The sequence below is a fragment of the Pseudomonas paraglycinae genome (assembly GCF_021601625.1).
Lineage (GTDB): Bacteria > Pseudomonadota > Gammaproteobacteria > Pseudomonadales > Pseudomonadaceae > Aquipseudomonas > Aquipseudomonas paraglycinae.
On record NZ_BQHR01000012.1, the window covers coordinates 177388 to 200284 of the forward strand.

Genomic DNA, 22897 nt, shown 5'->3' on the forward strand with positions numbered 1-22897 from the left:
CAATCGCTGCCGCATAAACCTGTCGATGATTTCATTTACGCGGATGAACTCTCGCCGCCGCCCATCAGTCAGCTAAATAAGCTCTCAACCCAAGGCGCGACCCTGCATGCAGATTTCCCTCGCCCGCCAAGTGGCACTGGTCACCGGCGCCAGTTCCGGCATCGGCCACGGCGCCGCCAAAGCCCTGGCCGCAGCCGGTGCTGCCGTGGTCATTAACTACAACCGTCAGGCCGAACCCGCCGAAGCACTGGCCCGGCAGATCGTCGCCGACGGTGGACAGGCCATCGCCATCGGCGCCGATGTCTCGAAGGAAGAAGACGTTGAGCGACTGTTCCAGCAAACCCTCGACGCCTTCGGAACACTAGACATTCTGGTGGCCAATTCCGGCCTGCAAAAAGACGCGGCGGCTGTGGATATGTCGCTGGCCGACTGGAATGCGGTGATCGGCGTCAACCTCACCGGCCAGTTCCTTTGCGCCCGCGCCGCGCTGCGGATCTTCAATCGCCAGGGCGTGCGCGAAGGCGTGTCGCGGGCCGCCGGCAAGATCATCCATATGAGCTCGGTGCACCAGCGCATTCCCTGGGCCGGGCACGTCAATTACGCCGCATCCAAGGGTGGCGTCGATCAATTGATGCAGACCCTGGCCCAGGAAGTCAGCCACCAGCGCATCCGCATCAACGGCATCGCACCGGGGGCGATCCGCACGGCCATCAATAAAGACGCCACCGAAGGCGACGCCGCCCAGGCCCTGCTCAAACTCATCCCTTACGGGCGCATCGGCGATGTCGAGGACGTGGCCAACGCGGTGGTATTTCTCGCCTCCGATGCCTCCGACTACATCGTCGGCACCACCCTGTTCATCGACGGCGGCATGAGCCTCTATCCGGAGTTCCGTGGCAATGGCTGAGCATCAATCCGAACGACAAAGCCCCATCGACGCCCACGGCATCATTGGCGACATGCGCAGCGCCGCGCTGGTCAATGACAAGGGCAGCGTGGATTTTTTCTGCTGGCCGGAGTTCGACAGTCCGTCGATCTTCTGTTCGCTGCTCGATACCCCCGACGCGGGGATTTTCCAGTTGGCTCCGGATCTGCCCGATGCCCGACGCGAGCAGATTTACCTGCCGGACACCAACGTCCTGCAAACCCGCTGGCTCAGCGATCACGCCGTGGTGGAAATCACCGACCTGCTGCCGATTGGCGACAACGACGATGCCTTGCCGCTGTTGATGCGCCGAGTGCGGGTGGTCAGCGGGCAGGCGACGTTTCATCTGCGCTGCGCGGTGCGGCATGACTACGCCCGCGCTGAGACCCGCGCCGTCATCGATAAACAGGATGTGCTGTTCAGCGCCAGCGGGCAGCCGACGCTGCGCCTGGCCTCGGATCAAACCCTGAACGTCGATAACAATGCGGCGGCTGCGCAATTCACCCTCAAACAGGATCAAACGGCGGCGTTCATGCTCGGCGCCAGCGACGATCCGCGCTTTGCCGAAGGCGCCGCGCAGCTGTGCATCGAACGCACGCTGAAGTTCTGGCGCGACTGGATCGGCCAGTCCAACTATCGCGGTCGCTGGCGGGAAATGGTCAACCGCTCGGCCCTCGCTCTGAAGTTGCTGACCTCACGCCAGCACGGCGCAATTCTCGCTGCCGCCACCTTCGGCCTGCCGGAAACACCCGGCGGCGAACGCAACTGGGACTACCGCTACACCTGGATCCGCGACGCCTCGTTCACCGTTTACGCTTTCATGCGCCTGGGCTTTGTCGACGAAGCCAATGCCTACATGCGCTGGCTGCGCGGGCGGGTCAGCGATTGCAGCGGCCAGTCGTCGATGAAGCTGAACATCCTCTATGCGATCGACGGCCGCCAGGAACTGCCGGAAACCGAACTCACGCATTTGTCCGGCCATGGCGGCGCGAAACCGGTACGGATCGGCAATGGCGCCTACGACCAGATTCAACTGGATATCTTCGGCGAACTGATGGACGCCGTTTATCTGGTCAACAAATACGGCGACGCGATTTCCCACGAAGGCTGGAACCATGTGATGGAAGTGGTCGATCAGGTCTGTGAGACCTGGCAGACCAAGGACGTAGGCATCTGGGAAATGCGCGGTGAGCAACATCACTTTCTGCACTCACGGCTGATGTGCTGGGTGGCGCTGGACCGGGCCATCCGCCTGGCCTCGAAACGCTCGCTGCCGGCGCCCTTCGCCCGCTGGGACCAGACCCGTCAGGCGATTCATGCCGACATCTGGGACAACTTCTGGAACGAAGAGCGCGGGCATTTCGTGCAGTACCAGGGCGGCACGGCGCTGGACGGCTCGATGTTGCTGATGCCGTTGGTGAGGTTCGTCAGCGCCAAGGATCCGAAATGGCTGGCGACGCTGGAAGCCATCGAAAAACACTTGGTGCGTGACGGCATGGTTTATCGCTATCGCAATGACGATGCGGGTATCGACGGATTGTCCGGCACCGAAGGCGCCTTCGCCGCGTGTTCATTCTGGTACGTGGAATGTCTGGCCCGCGCCGGGCAAGTAGAAAAGGCCCACCTGGAATTCGAACAATTGCTGCGCTACGCCAATCCGCTGGGGTTGTACGCGGAAGAGTTCGACAACCGAGGCCGGCATCTGGGCAACACACCACAGGCATTGACGCATCTGGCGCTGATCAGCGCGGCGAGTTTTCTGGATCGCAAGTTGAGTGGGGAGAAGAATTACTGGCAGCCGTAGTCATCCTTCTTCGCCAGTGCCTGTAAGAAAGATCTCAACTCCGATCGCCGTTTGTAGGATGACTACCTACGAACGGCAAACACCCCCGAGCCTTGCGGTTGAAGGGCTGGCCCACACAATCGATTCCTTTCGATACAACTTGTTGATGGCACGGCCTACAGAAACCTGCCAACCCCGTTAACGCTTGGCCCACAACTCACACTTACACCCCGAAATACCTTGTTGCCAGCTGTTACATCGCCCCCTACCATCCACCGCAACGGGCACAGCGGAGCTGTCCAATAAAAACCCGATTCAAGGAACCAGAATGAGCCAACGCATCCACCGCCTGATCGACACCCCACTACGCACCGGCCTCAAGCGCGACGAACTGTGGGAAGCCGCCGACAAGGGCCTGATCAAATGCTGGGAAATCGGCCGCCAGCGCGCCGCCCGTTTCCCCGACCTCGCCCAACGCTGCAGTGCCGATGAACTGCCGGTACTGGGCTGGAAAGGCGGGGTCAGTCGCAGCCTGAAGAAGAATGAAAAATACGGATCGCTGAAATACCTGGCCCAGTGGCAAGGGTTGCGTGGGGAAGATCTGGATATTGATCTGGGCGCCGAGCGGGTCATGACCTGCTCGCGGACGAAAATGGTGGTGACGTTTACGCCGGATCGCAGCAAGTATTTCAATCAGGTGGCGGAAGCCGAGGTGTAAGGAGACTTTCCATGACCCGTGCCGAAATCCGATTCAGCCACACCCCAAGCCTGACCATCGGCTATGAGCATCACGGCCCGGAAAACGGCACGCCGGTCATCCTCCTCCACGGCTTCGCCTACTCCCCCCGCGCCTACGACGAAATCGCCCCGCCCCTCGCTGCCCTGGGCTACCGGGTGATCGTGCCGTACTTGCGCGGTTACGGCCCGACCCGTTTCAACAGCCCGGACACGCCGCGTTCCGGCCAGCAAGCGGCGCTGGCGCAGGATCTGCTGGATCTGATGGATGCACTGGGGATCGAACAAGCGACATTGTGCGGTTACGACTGGGGCGGTCGGGCGGCGTGCATTGTGGCGGCGCTGTTTCCCGAGCGCGTGCGCGGGTTGGTGACGGGCGATGGCTATAACCTGCAAGACATTCCGAATTCGATCCAGCCGCTGGATCCGCAGAGCGAGCATCGCTACTGGTATCAGTACTACTTCCATACGCCCCGTGGCGTTGAAGGGCTGACGCAAAACCGGCGGGCGCTGTGCGAGTTGCTCTGGCAGTTGTGGTCACCGACCTGGGCGCGGAACGCCGAGCGTTATCCGCTGAGCGCGCCGGCGTTCGATAACCCGGACTTCGTCGAGGTGGTGATTCACTCTTATCGCCATCGCTTCATGTATGCGCCGGGCGATCCGGCGCTGGAGTGGATGGAGCAGGCGCTGGAGAAACAACCGGCGATCGGCGTGCCGACGATTTCGCTGTGCGGTGCGGATGATGGCGTTGGCCCGGCGCCGGAAGACGATGAAGATGCCCACCACTTCACCGGGATTTACGAGCGGCGGGTGCTGGCGGGTGTCGGGCATAACATTCCCGAGGAAGCGCCGGGCGAAACACTCAAGGCATTACTGGATCTGCTCCAGCGCTGACCGAAAACCGCTCCCGATAAGCCTGCGGCGTCACACCCATGGCCCGCAGGAAACTGCGTCTTAACGTCTCTTCACTGCCAAATCCACAATTGGCCGCGACCCGTTTGATCGGCAGTCCGGTATCGCTCAACAACCGGCGGGCGGTTTCGACGCGGATCAGTTCGATGGCGCGGGCCGGGGTCTGGCCGGTTTCGGCGCGGTAGTGGCGCACGAAACTGCGCTCGCTCATGCCGGCCTGTTCGGCGAGGGTCGGGATGCCCAGGTCGCAGGTCAGGTGTTCAGCGATCCACGCGTGTAAATCATCGAAGCGGTTGCCCTGTTTTTGCAGCGACAGCGTCACGCTGAATTGCGACTGCCCGCCCGGTCGCTTGAGGAACACCACCAGTTGCCGGGCGACGTCCAGGGCCATGTCGCGACCGAGATCGTCTTCGACCATGGCCAGCGCCAGGTCGATGCCGGCGGTGACACCCGCCGAGGTCCAGACCGGGCCGTCGTTGATGAAGATCGGATTCGGTTCGACCTGCAAGCGCGGGTGCTGCTGCGCCAATTGTTCGCAACGGGTCCAGTGGGTGACGACCCGGCGACCGTCGAGCCAACCGCTGGCCGCCAACAGAAATGCACCGGTACAGACCGAAGCCACGCGTCGACAGCCATTTGCATGCTCACGTACCCAACTCACCAACTCGGCATCTTCGGCAGCGGCGTAAACGCCCCAGCCGCCGGCAATGATCAGCGTATCGCTGGGCTGTTTCGGCAGCGGTTCGGCCAACATCGCCAACCCGGCGGAAGAGCTCACCGCCCCGTCACCGCTGGCGATGACCTTTGGCGCATACGGCGCAGGCAAACCCTGCTGGCGGGCGATGTCGTTGGCCGAGGCGAAGACCTGCAACGGCCCGGTGACATCGAGCAATTGCACATTGGCGAACGCGAGGACATGGATGGTTTTCGACATTTGGCGTAATTCGTGGGCTGATTGGCGTATGCGCCAAAACCTACGCGCCTACAGTGAAGCCGTCTACCCCCCTTTTCACGGAGAAGAACCATGGCGTTGCAGATCGGTTTTCTGTTGTTTCCCCAGGTGCAGCAACTCGACCTGACCGGCCCTTATGACGTGCTGGCCTCGTTGCCGGACGTGCAGGTGCATCTGGTCTGGAAGGATCTGGTGCCGGTCACCGCCAGCACCGGGCTGGTGCTGAAACCGACCACCACGTTCGAGGACTGCCCGGATCTGGATGTGATCTGCGTACCCGGCGGCGCCGGGGTCGGGCCGTTGATGGAAGATGAACAGACGCTGGCGTTCATCAAGGCGCAAGCGGCGCAGGCGCGATACGTGACGTCGGTGTGCACCGGTTCGCTGGTGCTTGGGGCGGCGGGCCTGTTGCAGGGTAAACGGGCGACCACGCACTGGGCTTATCACGATTTGCTGCCGACATTGGGCGCGATTGCGGTGAAGGATCGGGTGGTGCGTGACGGCAATCTGTTTACTGGCGGCGGCATTACGGCGGGGATCGATTTTGCTCTGACCCTGGCGCAGGAACTGGTGGGAGTCGATACGGCACAACTGGTGCAGTTGCAGCTGGAATATGCGCCGGCGCCGCCGTTTGATTCGGGCAGCCCGGACACGGCGCCGAGTGCTGTTGTCGATGAGGCGCGCAAACGTGCGGCGCCTTCGCTGAAGTTGCGCACGGAAATCACCGAGCGTGCGGCGGCAAAGCTCAACCTGCGCTGACATTTCAGCCACACCCAAGAACTTGTGGGAGCTGGCTTGCCAGCGATAGCGGTGAGTCAGTCAATGAAGATGTCGACTGTGCACACGCCATCGCTGGCAAGCCAGCTCCCACAGGTCTCAGTGTCAGCCACAGGTTTGCGTGTTGTCCCGGTTTCTCGCCACACCTTCACTTGTCCCCTCGCCCCCACCCGTGTAGAAAGCCTGTCCACAAATCGTGCACAAGGACTTTCCATGACAGCTCTGCCATGGCTCTATCTCGGGCTTCTCAGCCTTGGTTACGGATTGGCGCTGAGTTTCGGCCAGCTCGGCTGGCTGGCGCTGATCTCCATTGCACTGCTGGTTTTCGCCGGTTACTCCGTGCGCCAGCAAACCGTGCCGGTCGGGCGTTATCTCGGCCATGGCCTGTTTATCGTGTTGGCCCTGGCGCTGGCCCTGCACTGGCTGCCGGGCTTCTACAACGGCCGGGCCATCGAGCCGCAGCGCTTCACCGACAACGCCGTGCCGTTCTCGATGTACCTGAATCTCGACAAACCGCTGATTGGGTTCTGGCTGCTGCTAGTCTGCCCGTGGATCGTCGCGCGTCGTTCGTTGCGCCTGACGGTTTACGCCACCGCGCTGGCACTGACGTTGAGTGTGATTCTGGCGCTGGGCGGTGCGGTGTTGCTGGGCATGATCACCTGGGCGCCGAAATGGCCGGATCAGGCGTGGCTGTGGGTGCTGAACAATCTGCTGCTGGTGACGCTGGTCGAAGAGGCGCTGTTTCGCGGCTATATCCAGGGCGGCCTCAGTCGGCGTTTCCAACATCTGCCCTACGGCGAAAACCTCGCGCTGCTGCTGGCGTCCCTGTTGTTCGGCCTGGTGCATGTGGGCGCCGGCTGGCAATGGGTATTGCTGGCGAGCCTGGCGGGTGTCAGCTATGGTCTGGCCTACCGTTTTGGCGGGCTCGGTGCGGCGATCGCCACGCATTTTGGCCTGAACCTGCTGCACTTCGGCCTGTTCACCTATCCGATGCTCGCGGGTTGAAGCAAGGGCCGTTTTGCGACGCCGTACTTATAAATGAAAAAAAATTTCAATAAATGGCCGACCCCGCCGACAACCTTTCAAAGCCTTGCGGATTGAAAAACCATGCGTAACAACCAGCCCATTACACAACGCGAACGGACTTTCCCGGCTCAGCAACGGTTGATTTCCACAACCGACGCCAAAGGCGTGATCACTTACTGCAACGACGCTTTCGTCGAAATCAGCGGGTTCTCGCGTGAGGAACTGATCCGTGCGCCGCACAACCTGGTTCGTCACCCTGACGTGCCGGCGGCGGTGTTTTCGCACATGTGGGGCACACTGAAACAAGGCTTGCCATGGATGGGCATTGTCAAGAATCGCTGCAAGACCGGTGATCATTACTGGGTGAATGCCTATGTAACGCCGGTGTTCGACGGCAATCAGGTGGTCGGTTACGAGTCGGTGCGGGTCAAACCCACCGCCGAACAGATCCGCCGTGCCGAAGCGCTCTACCAACGCATCAACCAGGGCAAGTCGGCGATTCCTTCGAGCGACAAGTGGCTGCCGATTGTGCAGGACTGGCTGCCGTTCATTCTGGTCAGCCAGTTGAGCTTCATGATCGGCGCCACCCTGAACTCGCAGTGGGGCTTCGCCCTCGCCGCCGGTCTGTCGGTGCCGCTGGGCCTGCTGGGCCTGCAATGGCAACAACGCGGGCTCAAGCGCCTGCTGCGTCTGGCCGAGCAGACCACCTCCGACCCGTTGATCGCGCAGATGTACACCGACAGCCGTGGCGCCCAGGCGCGTCTGGAAATGTCGATCCTCAGCCAGGAAGCGCGCCTGAAAACCTGCCTGACCCGTCTGCAGGACACCGCCGAGCACCTGACCGATCAGGCCAAACAGTCCGACGCCCTGGCGCACAACAGCTCCAGCGGTCTGGAACGTCAGCGCGTGGAAACCGAACAGGTCGCCACCGCCGTCAACCAGATGGCCGCCACCACGCAAGAAGTGGCGAGCCACGTCCAGCGCACCGCCGACGCCACTCAGGAAGCCAATCGTCTGACCGGCCGCGGCCGCGACATCGCCGGCGAAACCCGCGAAGCCATCCAGCGCCTGTCGGTCGTGGTCGGTGAAACCGGCCTGACCGTCACCCAACTGGCCAAGGACAGCGACGAAATCGGCGGCGTGGTCGACGTGATCAAAGGCATCGCCGATCAGACCAACCTGCTGGCCCTCAACGCTGCGATTGAAGCAGCCCGCGCCGGCGAGATGGGTCGTGGTTTTGCCGTGGTCGCCGACGAAGTCCGCCAACTGGCGCAACGCACCAGCGAATCCACCGGCCAGATCCACGCCCTGATCGCCAAGTTGCAGCAGACAGCGTCCAGCGCCGTACAAACCATGGAAGCCGGCCATCGCCAGGCGGAAGAAGGTGTGGCACGGGTACTGGAAGCAGACCAGGCACTGGTGGGCATCAGCGAAGCGGTGGCCAACATCACCGACATGACCACCCAGATCGCCGCCGCGACCGAAGAGCAAAGTGCCGTGGCTGAAGAAATCAGCCGCAACATCAGCAACATCTCGGAACTGGCGGACCAGACTTCGGAACAGGCGCATAACTCGGCGTTGCTGAGTGAAGAGCTGACCAAGACTGCCAACACGCAATACTCGTTGGTGGAGCGGTTTAACCGCTGATTGGAATGGCAATACAAAAAACCCGGATAGCGAGAGCTTCCGGGTTTTTTATTGTGGCTCAACGTGTGACTACACATAGGGGCGCTATGCCCTACAAGAACACCAGAATCCGCTGACTGGTGCACCTGGGGGGTCGGCTCTATCGTTTGCCGGTAGAAATCCAATCCCTTAAGCTGGTCAGTATGAATACATCTCCTTTGGAGGCTCCGATGGCCACCACCAGAAAGATCGACAAGCCAGTCAAAAAAGTCATTCGCGATGAACTGACTTTTCTTGATGTCCGGCAAGCCGCGCGTGATGGGCAGAAAGCGTTCGATAAATATGTGATCACTGGCAAGCTACCCATAACAAAGTAGCCATAGATGCCAGCAGTCAAAATCTCTGCGCTTTTCGAACAAATCAACAACTGGAAAAACTTCGCCGCTCATTTTTTTAACTACAAAGTGTGCGGTGAACTGCCCGCTATTTTCGGGCGAGACGAACGACTAGATCTCAGCGAAATGCATCACATCCACCTGGCCAGCACTCAAGCGACCCAGGCGCGGTGGGCAAAAATAGACCGCCAGTATTATCGAACCGCCTTGGTTGACGATCCTGACAACGACTTCTGGCTTATCTACGCCTACGACGCTTTCCGGGATGAATACCTTTTGCTGACAATCACTGGCCCCGATGCCCATGACCGGAGTGAGTGGGGGGCATTTCTGCGCACGGTGCATTGCGAGATTGTTGAGCCATGGGTTGTGGGAAAAGTCATCTATCCCGACCTTGAGGACTTTTGATCAACTTGCTGGCCAATTCTTGGAACACGCCTGTAGCAAGGCAAAAAAACCCGGATAGCGAGAGCTTCCGGGGTTTTTATTGCCTTGGTACTTACTCCTTCGGCACGAGGTTATCCAACGCCTGATTCACCGCCAACTCGCCCAACATCACCACTTGCGCAATGCCCAACAGGGTCTTGCGATTCGGCCCTTCCAGCAGGCCGGCAAAGTCACCGAGCATGACCGTGGCTGACGCGAGGGACTCGCAGGCATTGGCCAGCAAGGACTCGGTGTCGGTTTGCGGGTTGACCATGAACATGTCGTTTGGGGTGTAGGGCGTGGCCATGATTTGGGCTGCGGGGGTCAGGTAATAGTCGAGGGCGCGTTCGGCCGCGTCGTGGAGTTTTCTTGAATCGGGAAATTCGTACGGGGACACCGGATCTTCTAACGGTGGAATGACGGTCTTGGACATCGGCTGGAACTCCGGAAAAGAGTCGCTTGAGGATTTTTATAGACGGCTGCCTGGCAGTGAGGGGACAAGCCCCTCACCGAGGCCGCAACTACCGCGAGACGTGATGGTTATCCAGCACACGATTGACCAGCAGCTCACTCAGCATGATGACCTGCTGCAGAATCTGCATCGCCTTGCGCTGCGACGGATCGACGGTTTCGCCAATATCCCGGGCCATGTCACTGGCTGACGACAGCGTTTCGCACGCTTCGACCAGCAGCGTTTCGTCATCCATTGTGGGATTGACCAAATAGATCTTGCCGGGCTTGCGCGATGGCTTGGATGTCTTCTGCGCCCCAGGATCGAGGTAATGATTGATCGCCCGCTCGGTTGCCGATTTTATGTTTTCGGCTTCGAGTGCGGCGTCGTAGGGGATTGAATCGGTTTCTGGCGGGTTTGGCGTAATTTTGAACATACGGACTCTCTATCTTGAAAGAATTGAAGAGCCGTCACTTTCGCTACCAAACGAAGGGTGGCGGCCATACGTGGGTTGGTAGACCGGTCAAGACAGAGAAACCCCCGGCGCCCCCGAAGGAGCCCCACGCATGGCCACCATATAAAACTCAGCCCCAAAAATGAGACTGCATAAGGGACACCACACGGCTGTCAAGAAAACGGGCTACCAAACCCGATCACTGTTTTTCAGTGACAGGGAAACGATATAGCCCTCTCCAAGCCGCGTAAGCCGGCGGATTCTGGCGTACGCGTAGGCAACGACGCAAGGTGTTGTAGCCCTTATGGCGTAACGGTTCGTGTACTTTAAACGTCGGCACGCGATCGTGTTTATTCGCTGGAAATGCAGGGCTGTGGGAGCTTTGAGTTTTGGTGGCGTGCCAGTGAAACCTTCCCCTCACCCTAGCCCTCTCCCCGAGGGAGAGGGGACTGACCGAGGTGTTTGGACGAGGTACGCCGACGTGAAATACCGAGGTGAACTCTGGCCTTAAAAAGCAAACATCCCGCTTCTAACCACTCAACACGATGAGCGTTAGCTCGAGTAAAGCTTTTGATCTTCGGGCCCCTTCGGCAGGCTGAGTGGAGGGATTCGTCCGGGGGTGGGAGCGCAGCGACCGTTTGGCGAAGCCAAACACATCGAGAGGAGGTGCAGCGAAGCAAACCGTAGGCGATGCCCCCCGGACGAATCCCGGAACGAAGGAACCCCGAGCCTCAGCGAGGGGCCGAACGCCGGGGCCTAGACCTTTTGGTTACTTTTGGGGCGTTTGCCAAAAGTGACCCGCCGTAAGGGCGGAACCCTAAGCAGCCATAACCGCAGCAACGGATATACACCCCCAACCAAACCTCAACGAAGAAACCCGGCAACCTTCTCCGCAGCCGAAGCCAAATGCTGCTCATGCGTAAACCCGGACACCTTGAGCGGCTTCAAATCATGATCCCCCGCCGCCAGCCAAAACACTTCAATACTCGGCGATAAGGAATACCCTTCAACCGCCTCCCGATTGCCAAGCGCATCCCGCTCCCCCTGAACAATCAACGTCCGAGTCTTCAACCCAGCCAAATGCTCAACCCGAGGCTTCTCCGGTTTCCCAACCGCATAAAACGGATAACCCAAGCAAACCAACGCATCAGCCCCCAACTCATCAGCCAGGAGACTGGCCATCCGCCCCCCCATCGACTTCCCGCCAACCGCCAAAACCCCAGCGACATGACGTCGCACTTCAACAAAAACCTCACGCCAGCACTCCTGCAATTTCCCCGCAGGATTCGGCGGCCCCTTGACCCCATCAACCCGCCGCTGCGCCATATAAGGAAACTCAAACCGCAACACGTTGATACCAAGCCCAGCAAGGCGCCCAGCCATATTCGTCATCCACTCACTGTCCATCGGCGCCCCCGCCCCATGCGCGAGAATGAGCGTCGCCGAAGCCTCACCAACAGCCGCATCCCAAAGCCACCCGTGATCCCGCAGGCACTGCGCCCATTGATCCCCGTCAATACTGGCCTTGTGCTGTTTGTCCATGCTTGCCTCGCTTTTAGTCTGCCTATAACTCCAGGCGAAGGACGCGCTGTCGGCGCTCACTTCGGCTGAACCGTGGATGGGGAACCATGAACACTTCTATCAGTACCGCCTACAACTACAAGGTGGTCCGCCAATTCGCCATTATGACGGTGGTGTGGGGCATCGTCGGCATGGGGCTCGGGGTTTTTCTCGCGGCTCAATTGGTCTGGCCCGAACTCAACTTCAACCTGCCGTGGACCAGCTTCGGACGCCTGCGCCCGCTGCACACCAACGCGGTGATCTTCGCGTTCGGCGGCTGTGCCTTGTTCGCCAGTTCGTTCTACTCGGTGCAGCGCACCTGCCAGACCCAACTGTTTGCGCCGAAAGTCGCCGCGTTCTGCTTCTGGGGCTGGCAACTGGTGATCCTGCTGGCGGCCATCAGCCTGCCGCTGGGTTACACCAGTTCCAAGGAATATGCCGAGCTGGAATGGCCGATCGACATCCTGATCACCATCGTCTGGGTCGCCTACGCCATCGTGTTCTTCGGCACGATTATGCAGCGCAAGACCAAGCACATTTATGTGGGCAACTGGTTCTTCGGCGCGTTCATCATCACAGTGGCGATCCTGCACATCGTCAACAACCTTGAGTTGCCGGTGAGTTTCACCAAGTCCTACTCGGTGTACGCCGGTGCAACCGACGCGATGGTGCAATGGTGGTACGGCCACAACGCCGTAGGCTTTTTCCTCACCGCCGGTTTCCTCGGGATGATGTACTACTTCGTGCCGAAACAGGCCGAACGTCCGGTGTATTCGTATCGCCTGTCGATCGTGCACTTCTGGGCGCTGATCACCCTGTACATCTGGGCCGGTCCGCACCACTTGCACTACACCGCGCTGCCGGACTGGGCGCAGTCGCTGGGCATGGTGATGTCGCTCGTACTGCTGGCCCCGAGCTGGGGCGGCATGATCAATGGCATGATGACCCTCTCGGGCGCCTGGCATAAGTTGCGCAGCGACCCGATCCTGCGCTTCCTGGTGGTGTCGCTGGCGTTCTACGGCATGTCGACCTTCGAAGGTCCGATGATGGCGATCAAGACTGTCAACGCCCTCTCCCACTACACCGACTGGACCATCGGCCACGTACACGCCGGCGCGCTCGGCTGGGTGGCGATGATTTCCATCGGCGCGCTGTACCACATGATCCCGAAAATCTTCGGCAAAGAGCAGATGCACAGTATCGGCCTGATCAATGCGCACTTCTGGCTCGCGACCATCGGCACCGTGCTCTACATCGCCTCGATGTGGGTCAACGGCATCGCCCAGGGCCTGATGTGGCGTGCAGTGAACGAGGACGGCACGCTGACCTACTCCTTCGTCGAAACCCTGGTGGCCAGCCACCCAGGCTTCGTCGTGCGGCTGATTGGCGGGGCGATCTTCCTCAGCGGCATGTTCCTGATGGCTTACAACACCTGGCGCACCGTGCGGGCCTCGCAGCCTGCTGACGTCGTTGCTGCCGCGCAGATGGCCTGAGGAGTCCGCCATGAAACACGAAACGATTGAAAAGAACGTCGGCCTGCTGATGCTGCTGATGGTGTTCGCCGTGAGCATCGGCGGCCTGACCCAGATCGTCCCGCTGTTCTTCCAGGACGTGACCAACAAACCGGTGGAAGGCATGAAGCCCTACACCGCGCTGCAACTGGAAGGCCGCGACATCTACATCCGTGAAGGCTGCGTCGGTTGCCACTCGCAGATGATCCGTCCGTTCCGCGCCGAAACCGAACGCTACGGGCACTACTCGGTGGCCGGTGAAAGCGTGTGGGATCACCCGTTCCTTTGGGGCTCCAAGCGTACCGGTCCGGATCTGGCCCGGGTTGGCGCGCGTTACTCGGATGACTGGCACCGCGCGCACTTGTACAACCCGCGCAACGTTGTACCGGAATCGAAAATGCCGGCCTACCCATGGCTGGTCACCCAACCGGTCGACAGCAGCCACACCGAAACCAAGCTCAAGACCATGCGCACCCTCGGCGTGCCGTACACCGACGACGACATCAGCGGCGCGGTGGCCAGCCTCAAGGGCAAGACCGAAATGGACGCCCTCGTCTCCTACCTGCAAGTGCTCGGCACTGCGATCAAGAGCAAGAGGTGATCGAGATGGCCTTTGAAATGAGCGCGGGGCTGATTCGCGGCCTCGGCACGGTCGTGGTGTTCGTGGCCTTCGTCGGCCTGACCCTGTGGGTGTTCAACCGCAAGCGCACGCCGGAATTCGCCGAAGCACGCCTGCTGCCGTTTGCCGACGAGCCGCAACCCGACACTACCCAAGTTAATGAAACAAGGAGTACCCGGCCATGACCACCTTCTGGAGTACGTGGATCTGCGTACTGACCATCGGCAGCCTGATCGGCCTGACCTGGCTGCTGGTCGGCACCCGTCGGGGCGAAACCAAAGGCAGCGTCGACCAGACCATGGGCCACAGCTTCGACGGCATCGAGGAGTACGACAACCCGCTGCCGCAGTGGTGGTTCATGCTGTTCGCCGGCACGCTGGTGTTTTCCGTGGGCTATCTGATCCTTTATCCGGGCCTGGGCAACTGGAAAGGCATCCTGCCCGGCTACGAGGACGGCTGGACCGGCGTCCACGAGTGGGAAAAGGAAATGAGCAAGGCTGACGCCAAGTTCGGGCCGATCTTCGCCAAATTCGCCGCGATGCCGGTGGAAGAAGTGGCGAAGGATCCGCAGGCGCTGAAAATGGGTGGCCGTCTGTTCGCCTCCAACTGCTCGGTGTGCCACGGCTCGGACGCCAAAGGCGCGTTCGGTTTCCCTAACCTCGCCGACAAGGACTGGCGTTGGGGCGGCAGCGCCGAAACCATCAAGACCACCATCATGGGTGGCCGGATGGCAGCGATGCCGGCCTGGGGTGAAGCGCTGGGCGAGGCCGGGGTGAAAAACGTCGCGGCTTACGTGCGTCACGAACTGGCCGGCCTGCCACTGGCGGCGGACAACAAGGCCGACCTGCAAGCCGGGCAGCAAGCGTTCAGCACTATGTGCGTGGCTTGTCACGGGGCAAACGGCCAGGGCACCGAAGCCATGGGCGCGCCGAACCTGACGCACCCGGCCGGTTTCATCTACGGCACCAGCCTGACCCAACTCGAGCAGACCATTCGCCATGGCCGTCAAGGCCACATGCCAGCTCAGAACGAGCTGCTGGGCAACGATAAAGTGCAATTGCTTGCCGCTTATGTGTACAGCCTGAGCAATGGATTGAATACAGAAAAACTGATTACTGAGGACAATAAAAAGTAATCATTGCGTACAAGACTGCCGCACGTTTCCAGTGCGGCAGTTTCCAGCCCCTTTGCGACGCATTGTCGCACCCCTTCACCCCCTCTCCTTTCGGTTACCCGGATTCGGGTCTACGCTTGCTCGATGCGGACTGGCCCGTGCCGGTTCCAGGTCGACCCCGAGCGAGGCGTTGAACGAATCGGCTGACTGACATGGCCGCAAAGGCCGGTAGATACCGGCTGTCGTGCCGATTACCGTCCGTCACCCGAACCGAGCGTTCGAACACACCCCGTTACATCCGACCGGGACCCCTCGCTTTTTTCGTCCGCTGCGACATTTTGCCCGAGGGCAATTTTGTCCTTACGCGGCGCATGGAAAGGCCGCAGAATCAGCGTTGGAAAGCATTGACCCAGGTCATGGCGCGTTGCATTGACCCCCTGCTTTCTACATACTTGCGGCCGATTTTAATCCTAATAAAACACCCAAACCGTGGAACCTTAGAATGAGCACAGCAATCAGTCCGACTGCTTATAACTATAAGGTAGTCCGCCAGTTCGCCATCATGACGGTGGTCTGGGGGATCCTTGGCATGGGGCTCGGTGTCTTCATCGCCTCGCAACTGGTCTGGCCGGAGTTGAATTTCGGTCTGCCGTGGACGAGCTTTGGACGCCTGCGCCCGTTGCACACAAACCTGGTGATTTTCGCCTTCGGTGGTTGTGCACTGTTTGCCACTTCCTACTATGTCGTGCAGCGAACCTGCCAGACGCGACTGATTTCCGACAGCCTCGCGGCCTTCACCTTCTGGGGATGGCAAGCGGTCATTGTCGGCGCGATCATTACCTTGCCGCTGGGTTACACCACCACCAAGGAATACGCGGAACTGGAATGGCCCCTCGCCATTCTGCTGGCCATTGTCTGGGTCACCTACGGTCTGGTGTTCTTCGGCACCATCACCAAGCGCAAGACCAAGCACATCTATGTCGGTAACTGGTTCTACGGTGCGTTCATCGTGGTGACCGCGATGCTGCACATCGTCAACCACATGTCGCTGCCGGTCAGCCTGTTCAAGTCCTACTCGGCCTACTCGGGCGCCACCGACGCGATGATCCAGTGGTGGTACGGCCACAACGCCGTGGGCTTCTTCCTCACCACCGGCTTCCTGGGGATGATGTACTACTTCGTGCCGAAACAGGCCGAGCGTCCGATCTACTCGTATCGTCTGTCGATCGTGCACTTCTGGGCACTGATCACCCTGTACATCTGGGCCGGCCCGCACCACCTGCACTACACCGCACTGCCGGATTGGGCACAATCGCTGGGCATGGCAATGTCGATCATCCTGCTGGCGCCAAGCTGGGGCGGCATGATCAACGGCATGATGACCCTGTCGGGCGCCTGGCATAAGCTGCGCACCGACCCGATCCTTCGTTTCCTCGTGGTATCGCTGGCGTTCTACGGCATGTCGACCTTCGAAGGTCCGATGATGGCGATCAAGACCGTCAACTCGCTCTCGCACTACACCGACTGGACCATCGGCCACGTACACGCCGGCGCTCTCGGCTGGGTAGCGATGATCTCGATCGGCGCGATCTACCACATGATCCCGAAACTGTTCGGCCGCGCGCAGATGCACAGCACCGGCCTGATCAACGCGCACTTCTGGCTCGCGACCATCGGTACCGTGCTGTACATCGCTTCGATGTGGGTCAACGGCATCACTCAAGGTCTGATGTGGCGTGCAATCAACGATGACGGCACCCTCACCTACTCGTTCGTCGAAGCGCTGCAGGCCAGCCACCCTGGCTTCATCGTCCGAGCTCTGGGCGGTGCGTTCTTCGCCAGCGGCATGCTGCTGATGGCTTACAACGTATGGCGCACCGTTCGCGCCTCGAACCCGGCTGAAGCCGAAGCCGCCGCCAAGATCGCCGTAGTTGGAGCTCACTGATGAAGCATGAAGCTGTCGAGAAGAATATTGGCCTGCTGGCCTTCTTCATGGTCATCGCCGTCAGCGTCGGTGGCCTGACCCAAATCGTTCCGCTGTTCTTCCAGGATGTCACCAACAAGCCGGTCGAAGGCATGAAGCCGCGCACCGCCCTTGAACTGGAGGGCCGCGACGTTTACATCGCCAACGGCTGTGTCGGCTGCCACTCGCAGATGATCCGTCCGTTCCGTGCCGAAACCGAACGCTACGGCCACTACTCGGTCGCCGGTGAAAGCGTCTGGGATCACCCGTTCCTGTGGGGTTCCAAACGTACCGGCCCAGACCTGGCCCGTGTCGGCGGTCGTTACTCCGATGACTGGCAGCGTGCGCACTTGTACAACCCGCGCAACGTCGTGCCTGAGTCGAAAATGCCGGCTTACCCGTTCCTCGTGGAAAACAAGCTCGACGGCAAAGACACGGCCAAGAAAATGGAAGTGTTGCGCACGCTCGGCGTCCCTTACACCGACGAAGACATTGCCGGTGCAAAAGACGCTGTGAAGGGTAAAACCGAAATGGACGCGCTGGTGGCCTATCTGCAAGGCCTGGGCACCATCATCAAAAGCAAACGGTGATTCTGATGGATATCGGGATGATTCGAGGCCTGGGCACCGTTGTCGTGATGGTTGCCTTCATCGGCCTGGCGTTGTGGGTGTTCAGCCCCAAGCGCAAGTCGGAGTTTGAAGACGCGACCTTGCTGCCCTTCGCGGATGATCCCGAAGCCATCAAGCACGTCGAGCAAGCTTCTAGGAGTAACAAAGAATGACTACATTCTGGAGTCTGTACGTCACAGTCCTCAGTCTCGGTACGATCTTTTCCCTGACCTGGCTGTTGCTGTCGACCCGCAAGGGCCAGCGCAGCGAGCAGACCGACGAGACCGTGGGCCACTCCTTCGACGGGATCGAGGAGTACGACAACCCGCTGCCGAAATGGTGGTTCATGCTGTTCGTGGGCACCATCGTTTTCGCTCTGGGTTATCTGGTGCTGTACCCGGGCCTGGGTAACTGGAAAGGCCTGCTGCCGGGTTACAACTACCTCGATACCGAGAAGCAGACCGCGTTCGCCAACGGCCAGACCGGCTGGACCGGCGTTCACGAGTGGGAAAAGGAAATGGCTCGCTCGGACGCCAAGTTCGGCCCAATCTTCGCCAAGTTCGCCGCCATGCCGATCGAAGAAGTGGCGAAGGATCCGCAAGCCCTGAAGATGGGTGGCCGTCTGTTCGCCTCCAACTGCTCGGTCTGCCACGGTTCCGACGCCAAGGGCGCTTATGGTTTCCCTAACCTGACCGACGCCGACTGGCGCTGGGGCGGCGAGCCGGAAACCATCAAGACCACCATCATGGGCGGTCGTCACGCGGTGATGCCGGCCTGGGCAGAAGTGATCGGCGAGCAAGGCGTGGCCGACGTGGCCGCGTTCGTGCTGACCAATCTGGATGGCCGCAAGCTGCCGGAAGGCACCAAGGCAGATCCGGCCAACGGCCAGAAACTGTTCGCCGCCAACTGCGTGGCGTGCCACGGCCCGGCGGGTAAAGGTACGCCAGCGATGGGTGCACCTGACCTGACCCACCCGGCCGCGTTCATCTACGGTTCGAGCTTCGCGCAACTGCAGCAGACCATCCGTTACGGCCGTCAGGGCCAGATGCCTGCCCAGGAACAACTGCAAGGCAACGACAAGGTTCACCTGCTGGCGGCGTACGTTTACAGCCTGTCCCACGGTGAAAAACCAGCGGAAGCCGAGGCCCAGTAAGGCCAACGCTTGAAGCAAAAAACGGCCCCGCCCATGAGAGTTGGCGGGGCCGTTTTGTTTCACCTCAGTGCTGATTCAAAGAATGTTGCCTCCACCGAGACTGTCCAGGCCTGAGGGCTTGCGCTGCTTGCCAGCGTCATCAGGCCGGTTGCTGTTCGGGCCACCCGGCTGCTTCGTGCCCTCTCCATCTTCAGCCGACTCAATCGTTCCCAAAGCCGCTTGCAGGTACGCGACGGCCAGGGAAGCCCCCGGAATGGCGCTATTGAGAATGACGTCCAATGCATCGATTTCTTTCTGAGTAATGCCGAGTGCCTTGATCTTGCTTTTGTTCATACGTTTCATCCTTGAAAAGTGTCAGCTGTCCCGGGCAACGCCAATAAAAGCGATGCCCAGGCAATGATTTACGGGCGACTGGCCCAGATGGATTTCACCGGAACCGTGTGCACGAATCGCGGCTTTTGCCACTCATTGTTCTCGACCAGGTTGACGTGCATTTGCTTGCCATCCTCGGTGAAGCTCGCCGTCAGGTAGGTCTGTTGGGAAGTCCCGCCGCTGAGAAAAACCGGGACGTTACCCCACCATTTTCTGGAGCCTCCCCGCGTGTGGTAGTGGCCGGCAAAAATGGCCGTGACCTCATACTTTTCGATCATGTCCTGAAAACGCTGCCACTGCTGCGCATCGCCCTCCCAGTCATCGGGCTTGTGCATATTGATGATGATTGCGTAACCCTGAGCCCGCGCAACCCTCAAGTCTTTATCAAGCCAATCCAGGGACTGGCTGATTTTCATGTCGTGCAACGGATGTTTGAGTTGAACTTCGTAAGTAGGCTCATTGTTCAACTGAACAAGGTGCACCTGACCGATATTCTTCGAGTAGGCAAGACTGCCATCATACTGTTTGCCAAATCCGCCACCCGTCACACGCACATCAAAATCATCGACCTTGCCAGCATGATGTTCATGGTATTCGACGACGCTGTTTACGGCGCAGCGATTACCCAGACAATCATCGACGTTATTCTGATAGTCATGATTCCCCAATCCATATAAATAATCACTGCCAAAGTATTTTTTCAGCGCGGACTTCATGTATGAAATCTGATAAGGATGACCGAAAGCCGTGATATCGCCGTTGATCATCAATGGCACTTCAGCCTGACCACCCATTTTGCTGCGAAACTCCACAATGCTCGCAAACTGGCTATCCACGAGCCATTTGGCGCGCTTTTCAAAATCCTCATCCGACTCTGCCTGGCCACTATCCGTTCTGTCCGTCCATGGGTACTGAGGATCCGATGCGAAAACCATATGCCGCGGCATCATTTCACTGGACAGCGCGAACGGTGCAAACAATACACACAGACACGCCACCAGCCTTGTTACTTCCTTGATAAACATACAGCTCAATCCTTGCTCATATAAATAATAGTTAAACTCATCTGCGAACAGCCGCAGACGCAAACTATTCGAGAACGATGTTTATTTCAAATACCCGACAACCAGCAATTGATTTCATATATTTCAAGCCCGAGCAAAACACTTCATGCAACAACTAATACCCACAACACACAGCCCAACTTAACTATTCAATCGACTCTATAAAAAGTTAAACCTTCCAGCGCTTTTCAGCTTGAGACTTGCAATAACTCCGCCGGATGCCCCTGAAGCAAACGGCATCCTGAGCCAAGGCTGCCCCCCAGGCGTGTTGGACGATTCGACTCGCCACCCGGAAAAAACCGTCCATACTCAACAAGTCAATTGATCTGCATCACGCTTTGTTACATTCGCTACACCATCCATGATTTTTCCCCAACGCGACCAAAGGTCGCACCCGTTCGTCGGTATGACAGGCGTATCATTGGGCCACTGCAACACCCCTTTTTGACCCCGGCCGGCACGTATCGACCGAGGCATTTTTCCACTGCCGTGGGATGCAATGATGAGCAACCAGATTCCGGTACACGACGTCACGCCCCCCAACAAGAACGCGAACAACAGCGTCGACCTTTACGCCTCTCGAGAAAAAATCTACACCCGTGCTTTCACCGGCCTGTTCCGCAATCTGCGGATGATGGGCGGCGCGGCGCTGTTCCTGCTGTATTTCGGTACGGTGTGGTTGAACTGGGGCGGTCACCAGGCCGTGTGGTGGAACCTGCCGGAGCGCAAGTTCTTCATTTTCGGTGCCACCTTCTGGCCGCAGGATTTCATTCTGCTTTCCGGGCTGTTGATCATTGCCGCCTTCGGTCTGTTCTTCATCACCGTGTATGCCGGCCGGGTCTGGTGTGGTTACACCTGTCCGCAAAGCGTATGGACGTGGATTTTCATGTGGTGCGAAAAGGTCACCGAAGGCGACCGCAACCAGCGCATCAAGCTCGACAAGGCGCCGATGAGCGCCAACAAGTTCCTGCGCAAATTCGCCAAGCACGCGCTGTGGTTGCTGATCGGTTTCGTCACCGGCATGACCTTCGTCGGCTACTTCTCGCCGATCCGCGAACTGGTCTTCGAATTCTTCACCGGGCAAGCCGATGGCTGGTCGTATTTCTGGGTCGGTTTCTTCACCCTCGCCACCTACGGCAACGCCGGCTGGCTGCGTGAGCAGGTGTGCATCTACATGTGTCCGTATGCGCGCTTCCAGAGCGTGATGTTCGACAAGGACACCCTGATCGTTTCCTACGACCCGCGTCGCGGCGAAAGCCGTGGCCCGCGCAAGAAAGGCGTCGACTACAAGGCCCAAGGCCTGGGCGACTGCATCGACTGCACCATGTGCGTTCAGGTCTGCCCGACCGGCATCGACATCCGCGACGGCCTGCAGATCGAATGCATCGGCTGCGCCGCGTGCATCGACGCCTGCGACAGCATCATGGACAAGATGGATTACCCGCGCGGGCTGATCAGCTACACCACCGAACACAACTTGTCCGGACAGAAAACCCATAAACTGCGTCCACGCCTGATCGGTTATGCCGTGGTGCTGCTGGCGATGATCAGCCTGTTGGTGACGGCCTTCTTCATGCGTTCGCTGGTGGGTTTCGACGTCAGCAAGGACCGCGTGCTGTACCGTGAAAACGCTGAAGGCCGGATCGAAAACGTCTACAGCCTGAAAATCATGAACAAGGATCAGCGCGACCACACCTACGTGCTGGAAGCCGCCGGTTTGCCGGATCTGCGCCTGCAAGGCAAGCGCGAGATCAAGGTGCCGGCCGGGGAAATCTTCAGCATGCCAGTCGAGCTGTCGAGCGCGCCTGAACAATTGCCATCGAGCACCAACGAGGTGAAATTCATCCTCAAGGATGCCGATGACGACAGCGTCCACGTAGAAGCCAAGAGCCGGTTCATCGGCCCACAAAATCGTTGAGAGAACTGAACATGCCCGCAGCAAACGCCGCAAGTCCCTGGTACAAGCACCTTTGGCCATGGATCATCATCGGGATTCTGGCCTGTTCGGTGACCCTGACGCTGTCCATGGTGACCATCGCGGTGAACAACCCGGACAACCTGGTCAACGACAACTACTACGAGGCCGGCAAAGGCATCAACCGTTCGCTGGATCGTGAGCTGCTGGCCCAGACCCTGAAGATGCGCGCTGCCGTGCACCTGGATGACGTCACCGGCGAAGTCGACCTGCGCCTGAGCGGCGACAGCCAGCCGAAAACCCTGGAACTGAACCTGATCTCGCCGACCCAGCCGGAGAAGGATCGCAAGATCATCCTGGCGCGCAGCGAGACTGAAACAGGCCGCTACATCGGCCAGTTGAGCGACAAGATCGAAGGTCGGCGTTTTGTTGAATTGCTGGGCACTCAGGACGATCACGTTTGGCGGATGTTCGAAGAAGAGCTGGTCAGCCATGACAAGGATTTGTTGCTGGGGGATGAGCCGCTTCAAGGCGCTGAGGATTTGAAGAAGTAAGC

The 22897-nt window shown here is 59.4% G+C and carries 25 protein-coding genes; 19 read left to right on the forward strand and 6 right to left on the reverse strand.

The features are described 5' to 3' along the window. The first annotated feature begins 106 nt into the window (after positions 1-106). The 4 genes from L6D82_RS19170 (at position 107) to L6D82_RS19185 (ending at position 4337) form a co-directional block, all read left to right on the forward strand. Positions 107-907, forward strand: coding sequence for a glucose 1-dehydrogenase (locus tag L6D82_RS19170; protein WP_074687654.1), 801 nt, complete (start codon positions 107-109; stop codon positions 905-907). After that, entirely contained in the window at positions 900-2729 is a 1830-nt protein-coding gene (locus tag L6D82_RS19175) for a glycoside hydrolase family 15 protein (protein WP_129973109.1), read from the forward strand. The genes L6D82_RS19170 and L6D82_RS19175 overlap by 8 nt, the downstream gene beginning before the upstream one ends. A gap of 307 nt (positions 2730-3036) precedes the next feature. Next, positions 3037-3426: a hypothetical protein gene (locus L6D82_RS19180; RefSeq protein ID WP_129973108.1), complete on the forward strand. Its 390-nt coding sequence runs from the start codon at positions 3037-3039 to the stop codon at positions 3424-3426. Positions 3427-3437: 11 nt separating this feature from the next. Further along, positions 3438-4337, forward strand: a complete 900-nt coding sequence (locus L6D82_RS19185; protein WP_236191015.1) for an alpha/beta fold hydrolase — start codon at positions 3438-3440, stop codon at positions 4335-4337. Here L6D82_RS19185 and L6D82_RS19190 read toward each other — a convergent pair. Beyond that, positions 4306-5289 carry a GlxA family transcriptional regulator gene (locus L6D82_RS19190; protein ID WP_236191017.1) on the reverse strand — a complete coding sequence of 328 codons (984 nt, stop codon included), beginning with the start codon at positions 5287-5289 and terminating at the stop codon, positions 4306-4308. The two genes, L6D82_RS19185 and L6D82_RS19190, sit on opposite strands and share 32 nt — an antisense overlap. Before the next feature lie 90 nt (positions 5290-5379). Here L6D82_RS19190 and inhA point away from each other — a divergent pair, with 90 nt between their 5' ends. The 5 genes from inhA to L6D82_RS19215 all read left to right on the forward strand — a co-directional run bounded on the left by inhA (position 5380) and on the right by L6D82_RS19215 (position 9539). Beyond that, positions 5380-6066 carry an isonitrile hydratase gene (gene inhA / locus L6D82_RS19195; protein WP_236191020.1) on the forward strand — a complete coding sequence of 229 codons (687 nt, stop codon included), beginning with the start codon at positions 5380-5382 and terminating at the stop codon, positions 6064-6066. Positions 6067-6297: 231 nt separating this feature from the next. Next, the gene (locus L6D82_RS19200) at positions 6298-7089 is read left to right on the forward strand and encodes a CPBP family intramembrane glutamic endopeptidase (RefSeq protein WP_236191022.1); all 792 of its coding nucleotides are present in this window, start codon (positions 6298-6300) and stop codon (positions 7087-7089) included. Positions 7090-7191: 102 nt separating this feature from the next. Continuing rightward, entirely contained in the window at positions 7192-8757 is a 1566-nt protein-coding gene (locus L6D82_RS19205) for a methyl-accepting chemotaxis protein (protein ID WP_064594745.1), read from the forward strand. 209 nt (positions 8758-8966) lie between these two features. Then, a complete protein-coding gene (locus L6D82_RS19210) occupies positions 8967-9113 on the forward strand; it encodes a hypothetical protein (protein ID WP_165369536.1) in 147 nt (48 codons plus the stop codon). 6 nt (positions 9114-9119) lie between these two features. Further along, the gene (locus L6D82_RS19215) at positions 9120-9539 is read left to right on the forward strand and encodes a type II toxin-antitoxin system YafO family toxin (RefSeq protein WP_236191024.1); all 420 of its coding nucleotides are present in this window, start codon (positions 9120-9122) and stop codon (positions 9537-9539) included. Positions 9540-9630: 91 nt separating this feature from the next. On the opposite strand, the gene L6D82_RS19220 is transcribed toward L6D82_RS19215, so the two are convergent. The 3 genes from L6D82_RS19220 to L6D82_RS19230 all read right to left on the reverse strand — a co-directional run bounded on the left by L6D82_RS19220 (position 9631) and on the right by L6D82_RS19230 (position 12004). Further along, entirely contained in the window at positions 9631-9990 is a 360-nt protein-coding gene (locus tag L6D82_RS19220) for a DUF6124 family protein (protein ID WP_011333296.1), read from the reverse strand. Positions 9991-10078: 88 nt separating this feature from the next. Next, a complete protein-coding gene (locus tag L6D82_RS19225; protein ID WP_236191026.1) occupies positions 10079-10444 on the reverse strand; it encodes a DUF6124 family protein in 366 nt (121 codons plus the stop codon). An 882-nt stretch (positions 10445-11326) separates the two neighbouring features. Next, a complete protein-coding gene (locus L6D82_RS19230) occupies positions 11327-12004 on the reverse strand; it encodes an alpha/beta family hydrolase (RefSeq protein ID WP_236191028.1) in 678 nt (225 codons plus the stop codon). Positions 12005-12090: 86 nt separating this feature from the next. Between L6D82_RS19230 and ccoN (L6D82_RS19235) the strand changes: the two genes are divergently transcribed. The 8 genes from ccoN (L6D82_RS19235) to ccoP (L6D82_RS19270) all read left to right on the forward strand — a co-directional run bounded on the left by ccoN (L6D82_RS19235) (position 12091) and on the right by ccoP (L6D82_RS19270) (position 18990). Continuing rightward, on the forward strand, positions 12091-13515 hold the full coding sequence (ccoN, locus tag L6D82_RS19235; protein WP_085747879.1) for a cytochrome-c oxidase, cbb3-type subunit I: 1425 nt from the start codon (positions 12091-12093) through the stop codon (positions 13513-13515). A 10-nt stretch (positions 13516-13525) separates the two neighbouring features. Next, positions 13526-14134 (forward strand): cytochrome-c oxidase, cbb3-type subunit II, encoded by a 609-nt coding sequence (gene ccoO / locus L6D82_RS19240; protein ID WP_039770055.1) that lies wholly within the window; start codon positions 13526-13528, stop codon positions 14132-14134. A gap of 5 nt (positions 14135-14139) precedes the next feature. Beyond that, positions 14140-14337, forward strand: coding sequence for a cbb3-type cytochrome oxidase subunit 3 (locus tag L6D82_RS19245; protein ID WP_011333290.1), 198 nt, complete (start codon positions 14140-14142; stop codon positions 14335-14337). Further along, entirely contained in the window at positions 14334-15287 is a 954-nt protein-coding gene (gene ccoP, locus L6D82_RS19250; protein ID WP_007960353.1) for a cytochrome-c oxidase, cbb3-type subunit III, read from the forward strand. The genes L6D82_RS19245 and ccoP (L6D82_RS19250) overlap by 4 nt, the downstream gene beginning before the upstream one ends. 481 nt (positions 15288-15768) lie before the next feature. Further along, the gene (gene ccoN, locus L6D82_RS19255; RefSeq protein ID WP_007960352.1) at positions 15769-17211 is read left to right on the forward strand and encodes a cytochrome-c oxidase, cbb3-type subunit I; all 1443 of its coding nucleotides are present in this window, start codon (positions 15769-15771) and stop codon (positions 17209-17211) included. Beyond that, positions 17211-17819, forward strand: a complete 609-nt coding sequence (gene ccoO, locus L6D82_RS19260; protein WP_007905434.1) for a cytochrome-c oxidase, cbb3-type subunit II — start codon at positions 17211-17213, stop codon at positions 17817-17819. Before ccoN (L6D82_RS19255) ends, ccoO (L6D82_RS19260) begins: the two co-directional genes overlap by 1 nt. 5 nt (positions 17820-17824) lie before the next feature. Continuing rightward, positions 17825-18010, forward strand: a complete 186-nt coding sequence (locus L6D82_RS19265) for a CcoQ/FixQ family Cbb3-type cytochrome c oxidase assembly chaperone (RefSeq protein ID WP_003175465.1) — start codon at positions 17825-17827, stop codon at positions 18008-18010. Next, positions 18007-18990 carry a cytochrome-c oxidase, cbb3-type subunit III gene (gene ccoP, locus L6D82_RS19270; RefSeq protein ID WP_039770046.1) on the forward strand — a complete coding sequence of 328 codons (984 nt, stop codon included), beginning with the start codon at positions 18007-18009 and terminating at the stop codon, positions 18988-18990. Before L6D82_RS19265 ends, ccoP (L6D82_RS19270) begins: the two co-directional genes overlap by 4 nt. A gap of 75 nt (positions 18991-19065) precedes the next feature. Here ccoP (L6D82_RS19270) and L6D82_RS19275 read toward each other — a convergent pair whose 3' ends face one another. Beyond that, on the reverse strand, positions 19066-19323 hold the full coding sequence (locus L6D82_RS19275; RefSeq protein ID WP_085747881.1) for a hypothetical protein: 258 nt from the start codon (positions 19321-19323) through the stop codon (positions 19066-19068). A gap of 68 nt (positions 19324-19391) precedes the next feature. Continuing rightward, positions 19392-20387, reverse strand: a complete 996-nt coding sequence (locus L6D82_RS19280) for a metallophosphoesterase family protein (RefSeq protein ID WP_236191029.1) — start codon at positions 20385-20387, stop codon at positions 19392-19394. A gap of 541 nt (positions 20388-20928) precedes the next feature. Between L6D82_RS19280 and ccoG the strand changes: the two genes are divergently transcribed. Then, a complete protein-coding gene (gene ccoG / locus L6D82_RS19285) occupies positions 20929-22344 on the forward strand; it encodes a cytochrome c oxidase accessory protein CcoG (protein WP_085747882.1) in 1416 nt (471 codons plus the stop codon). A gap of 11 nt (positions 22345-22355) precedes the next feature. Next, a complete protein-coding gene (locus tag L6D82_RS19290; protein WP_236191030.1) occupies positions 22356-22895 on the forward strand; it encodes a FixH family protein in 540 nt (179 codons plus the stop codon). Positions 22896-22897: the final 2 nt, after the last annotated feature.

Bases quoted from the DNA above. Each gene is read 5' to 3' on its own strand.
- inhA (WP_236191020.1), top strand. From the start codon at position 5,380: ATGGCGTTGCAGATCGGTTTTCTGTTGTTTCCCCAGGTGCAGCAACTC.
- L6D82_RS19275 (WP_085747881.1), bottom strand. From the start codon at position 19,323: ATGAACAAAAGCAAGATCAAGGCACTCGGCATTACTCAGAAAGAAATC.
- L6D82_RS19225 (WP_236191026.1), bottom strand. From the start codon at position 10,444: ATGTTCAAAATTACGCCAAACCCGCCAGAAACCGATTCAATCCCCTAC.
- L6D82_RS19210 (WP_165369536.1), top strand. From the start codon at position 8,967: ATGGCCACCACCAGAAAGATCGACAAGCCAGTCAAAAAAGTCATTCGC.
- ccoO (WP_007905434.1), top strand. From the start codon at position 17,211: ATGAAGCATGAAGCTGTCGAGAAGAATATTGGCCTGCTGGCCTTCTTC.
- ccoO (WP_039770055.1), top strand. From the start codon at position 13,526: ATGAAACACGAAACGATTGAAAAGAACGTCGGCCTGCTGATGCTGCTG.
- L6D82_RS19245 (WP_011333290.1), top strand. From the start codon at position 14,140: ATGGCCTTTGAAATGAGCGCGGGGCTGATTCGCGGCCTCGGCACGGTC.
- L6D82_RS19175 (WP_129973109.1), top strand. From the start codon at position 900: ATGGCTGAGCATCAATCCGAACGACAAAGCCCCATCGACGCCCACGGC.
- L6D82_RS19170 (WP_074687654.1), top strand. From the start codon at position 107: ATGCAGATTTCCCTCGCCCGCCAAGTGGCACTGGTCACCGGCGCCAGT.
- L6D82_RS19265 (WP_003175465.1), top strand. From the start codon at position 17,825: ATGGATATCGGGATGATTCGAGGCCTGGGCACCGTTGTCGTGATGGTT.
- L6D82_RS19205 (WP_064594745.1), top strand. From the start codon at position 7,192: ATGCGTAACAACCAGCCCATTACACAACGCGAACGGACTTTCCCGGCT.
- L6D82_RS19215 (WP_236191024.1), top strand. From the start codon at position 9,120: ATGCCAGCAGTCAAAATCTCTGCGCTTTTCGAACAAATCAACAACTGG.
- ccoG (WP_085747882.1), top strand. From the start codon at position 20,929: ATGAGCAACCAGATTCCGGTACACGACGTCACGCCCCCCAACAAGAAC.
- L6D82_RS19190 (WP_236191017.1), bottom strand. From the start codon at position 5,289: ATGTCGAAAACCATCCATGTCCTCGCGTTCGCCAATGTGCAATTGCTC.
- ccoN (WP_007960352.1), top strand. From the start codon at position 15,769: ATGAGCACAGCAATCAGTCCGACTGCTTATAACTATAAGGTAGTCCGC.
- L6D82_RS19220 (WP_011333296.1), bottom strand. From the start codon at position 9,990: ATGTCCAAGACCGTCATTCCACCGTTAGAAGATCCGGTGTCCCCGTAC.
- ccoP (WP_039770046.1), top strand. From the start codon at position 18,007: ATGACTACATTCTGGAGTCTGTACGTCACAGTCCTCAGTCTCGGTACG.
- L6D82_RS19230 (WP_236191028.1), bottom strand. From the start codon at position 12,004: ATGGACAAACAGCACAAGGCCAGTATTGACGGGGATCAATGGGCGCAG.
- ccoN (WP_085747879.1), top strand. From the start codon at position 12,091: ATGAACACTTCTATCAGTACCGCCTACAACTACAAGGTGGTCCGCCAA.
- L6D82_RS19200 (WP_236191022.1), top strand. From the start codon at position 6,298: ATGACAGCTCTGCCATGGCTCTATCTCGGGCTTCTCAGCCTTGGTTAC.
- L6D82_RS19280 (WP_236191029.1), bottom strand. From the start codon at position 20,387: ATGTTTATCAAGGAAGTAACAAGGCTGGTGGCGTGTCTGTGTGTATTG.
- ccoP (WP_007960353.1), top strand. From the start codon at position 14,334: ATGACCACCTTCTGGAGTACGTGGATCTGCGTACTGACCATCGGCAGC.
- L6D82_RS19180 (WP_129973108.1), top strand. From the start codon at position 3,037: ATGAGCCAACGCATCCACCGCCTGATCGACACCCCACTACGCACCGGC.
- L6D82_RS19185 (WP_236191015.1), top strand. From the start codon at position 3,438: ATGACCCGTGCCGAAATCCGATTCAGCCACACCCCAAGCCTGACCATC.
- L6D82_RS19290 (WP_236191030.1), top strand. From the start codon at position 22,356: ATGCCCGCAGCAAACGCCGCAAGTCCCTGGTACAAGCACCTTTGGCCA.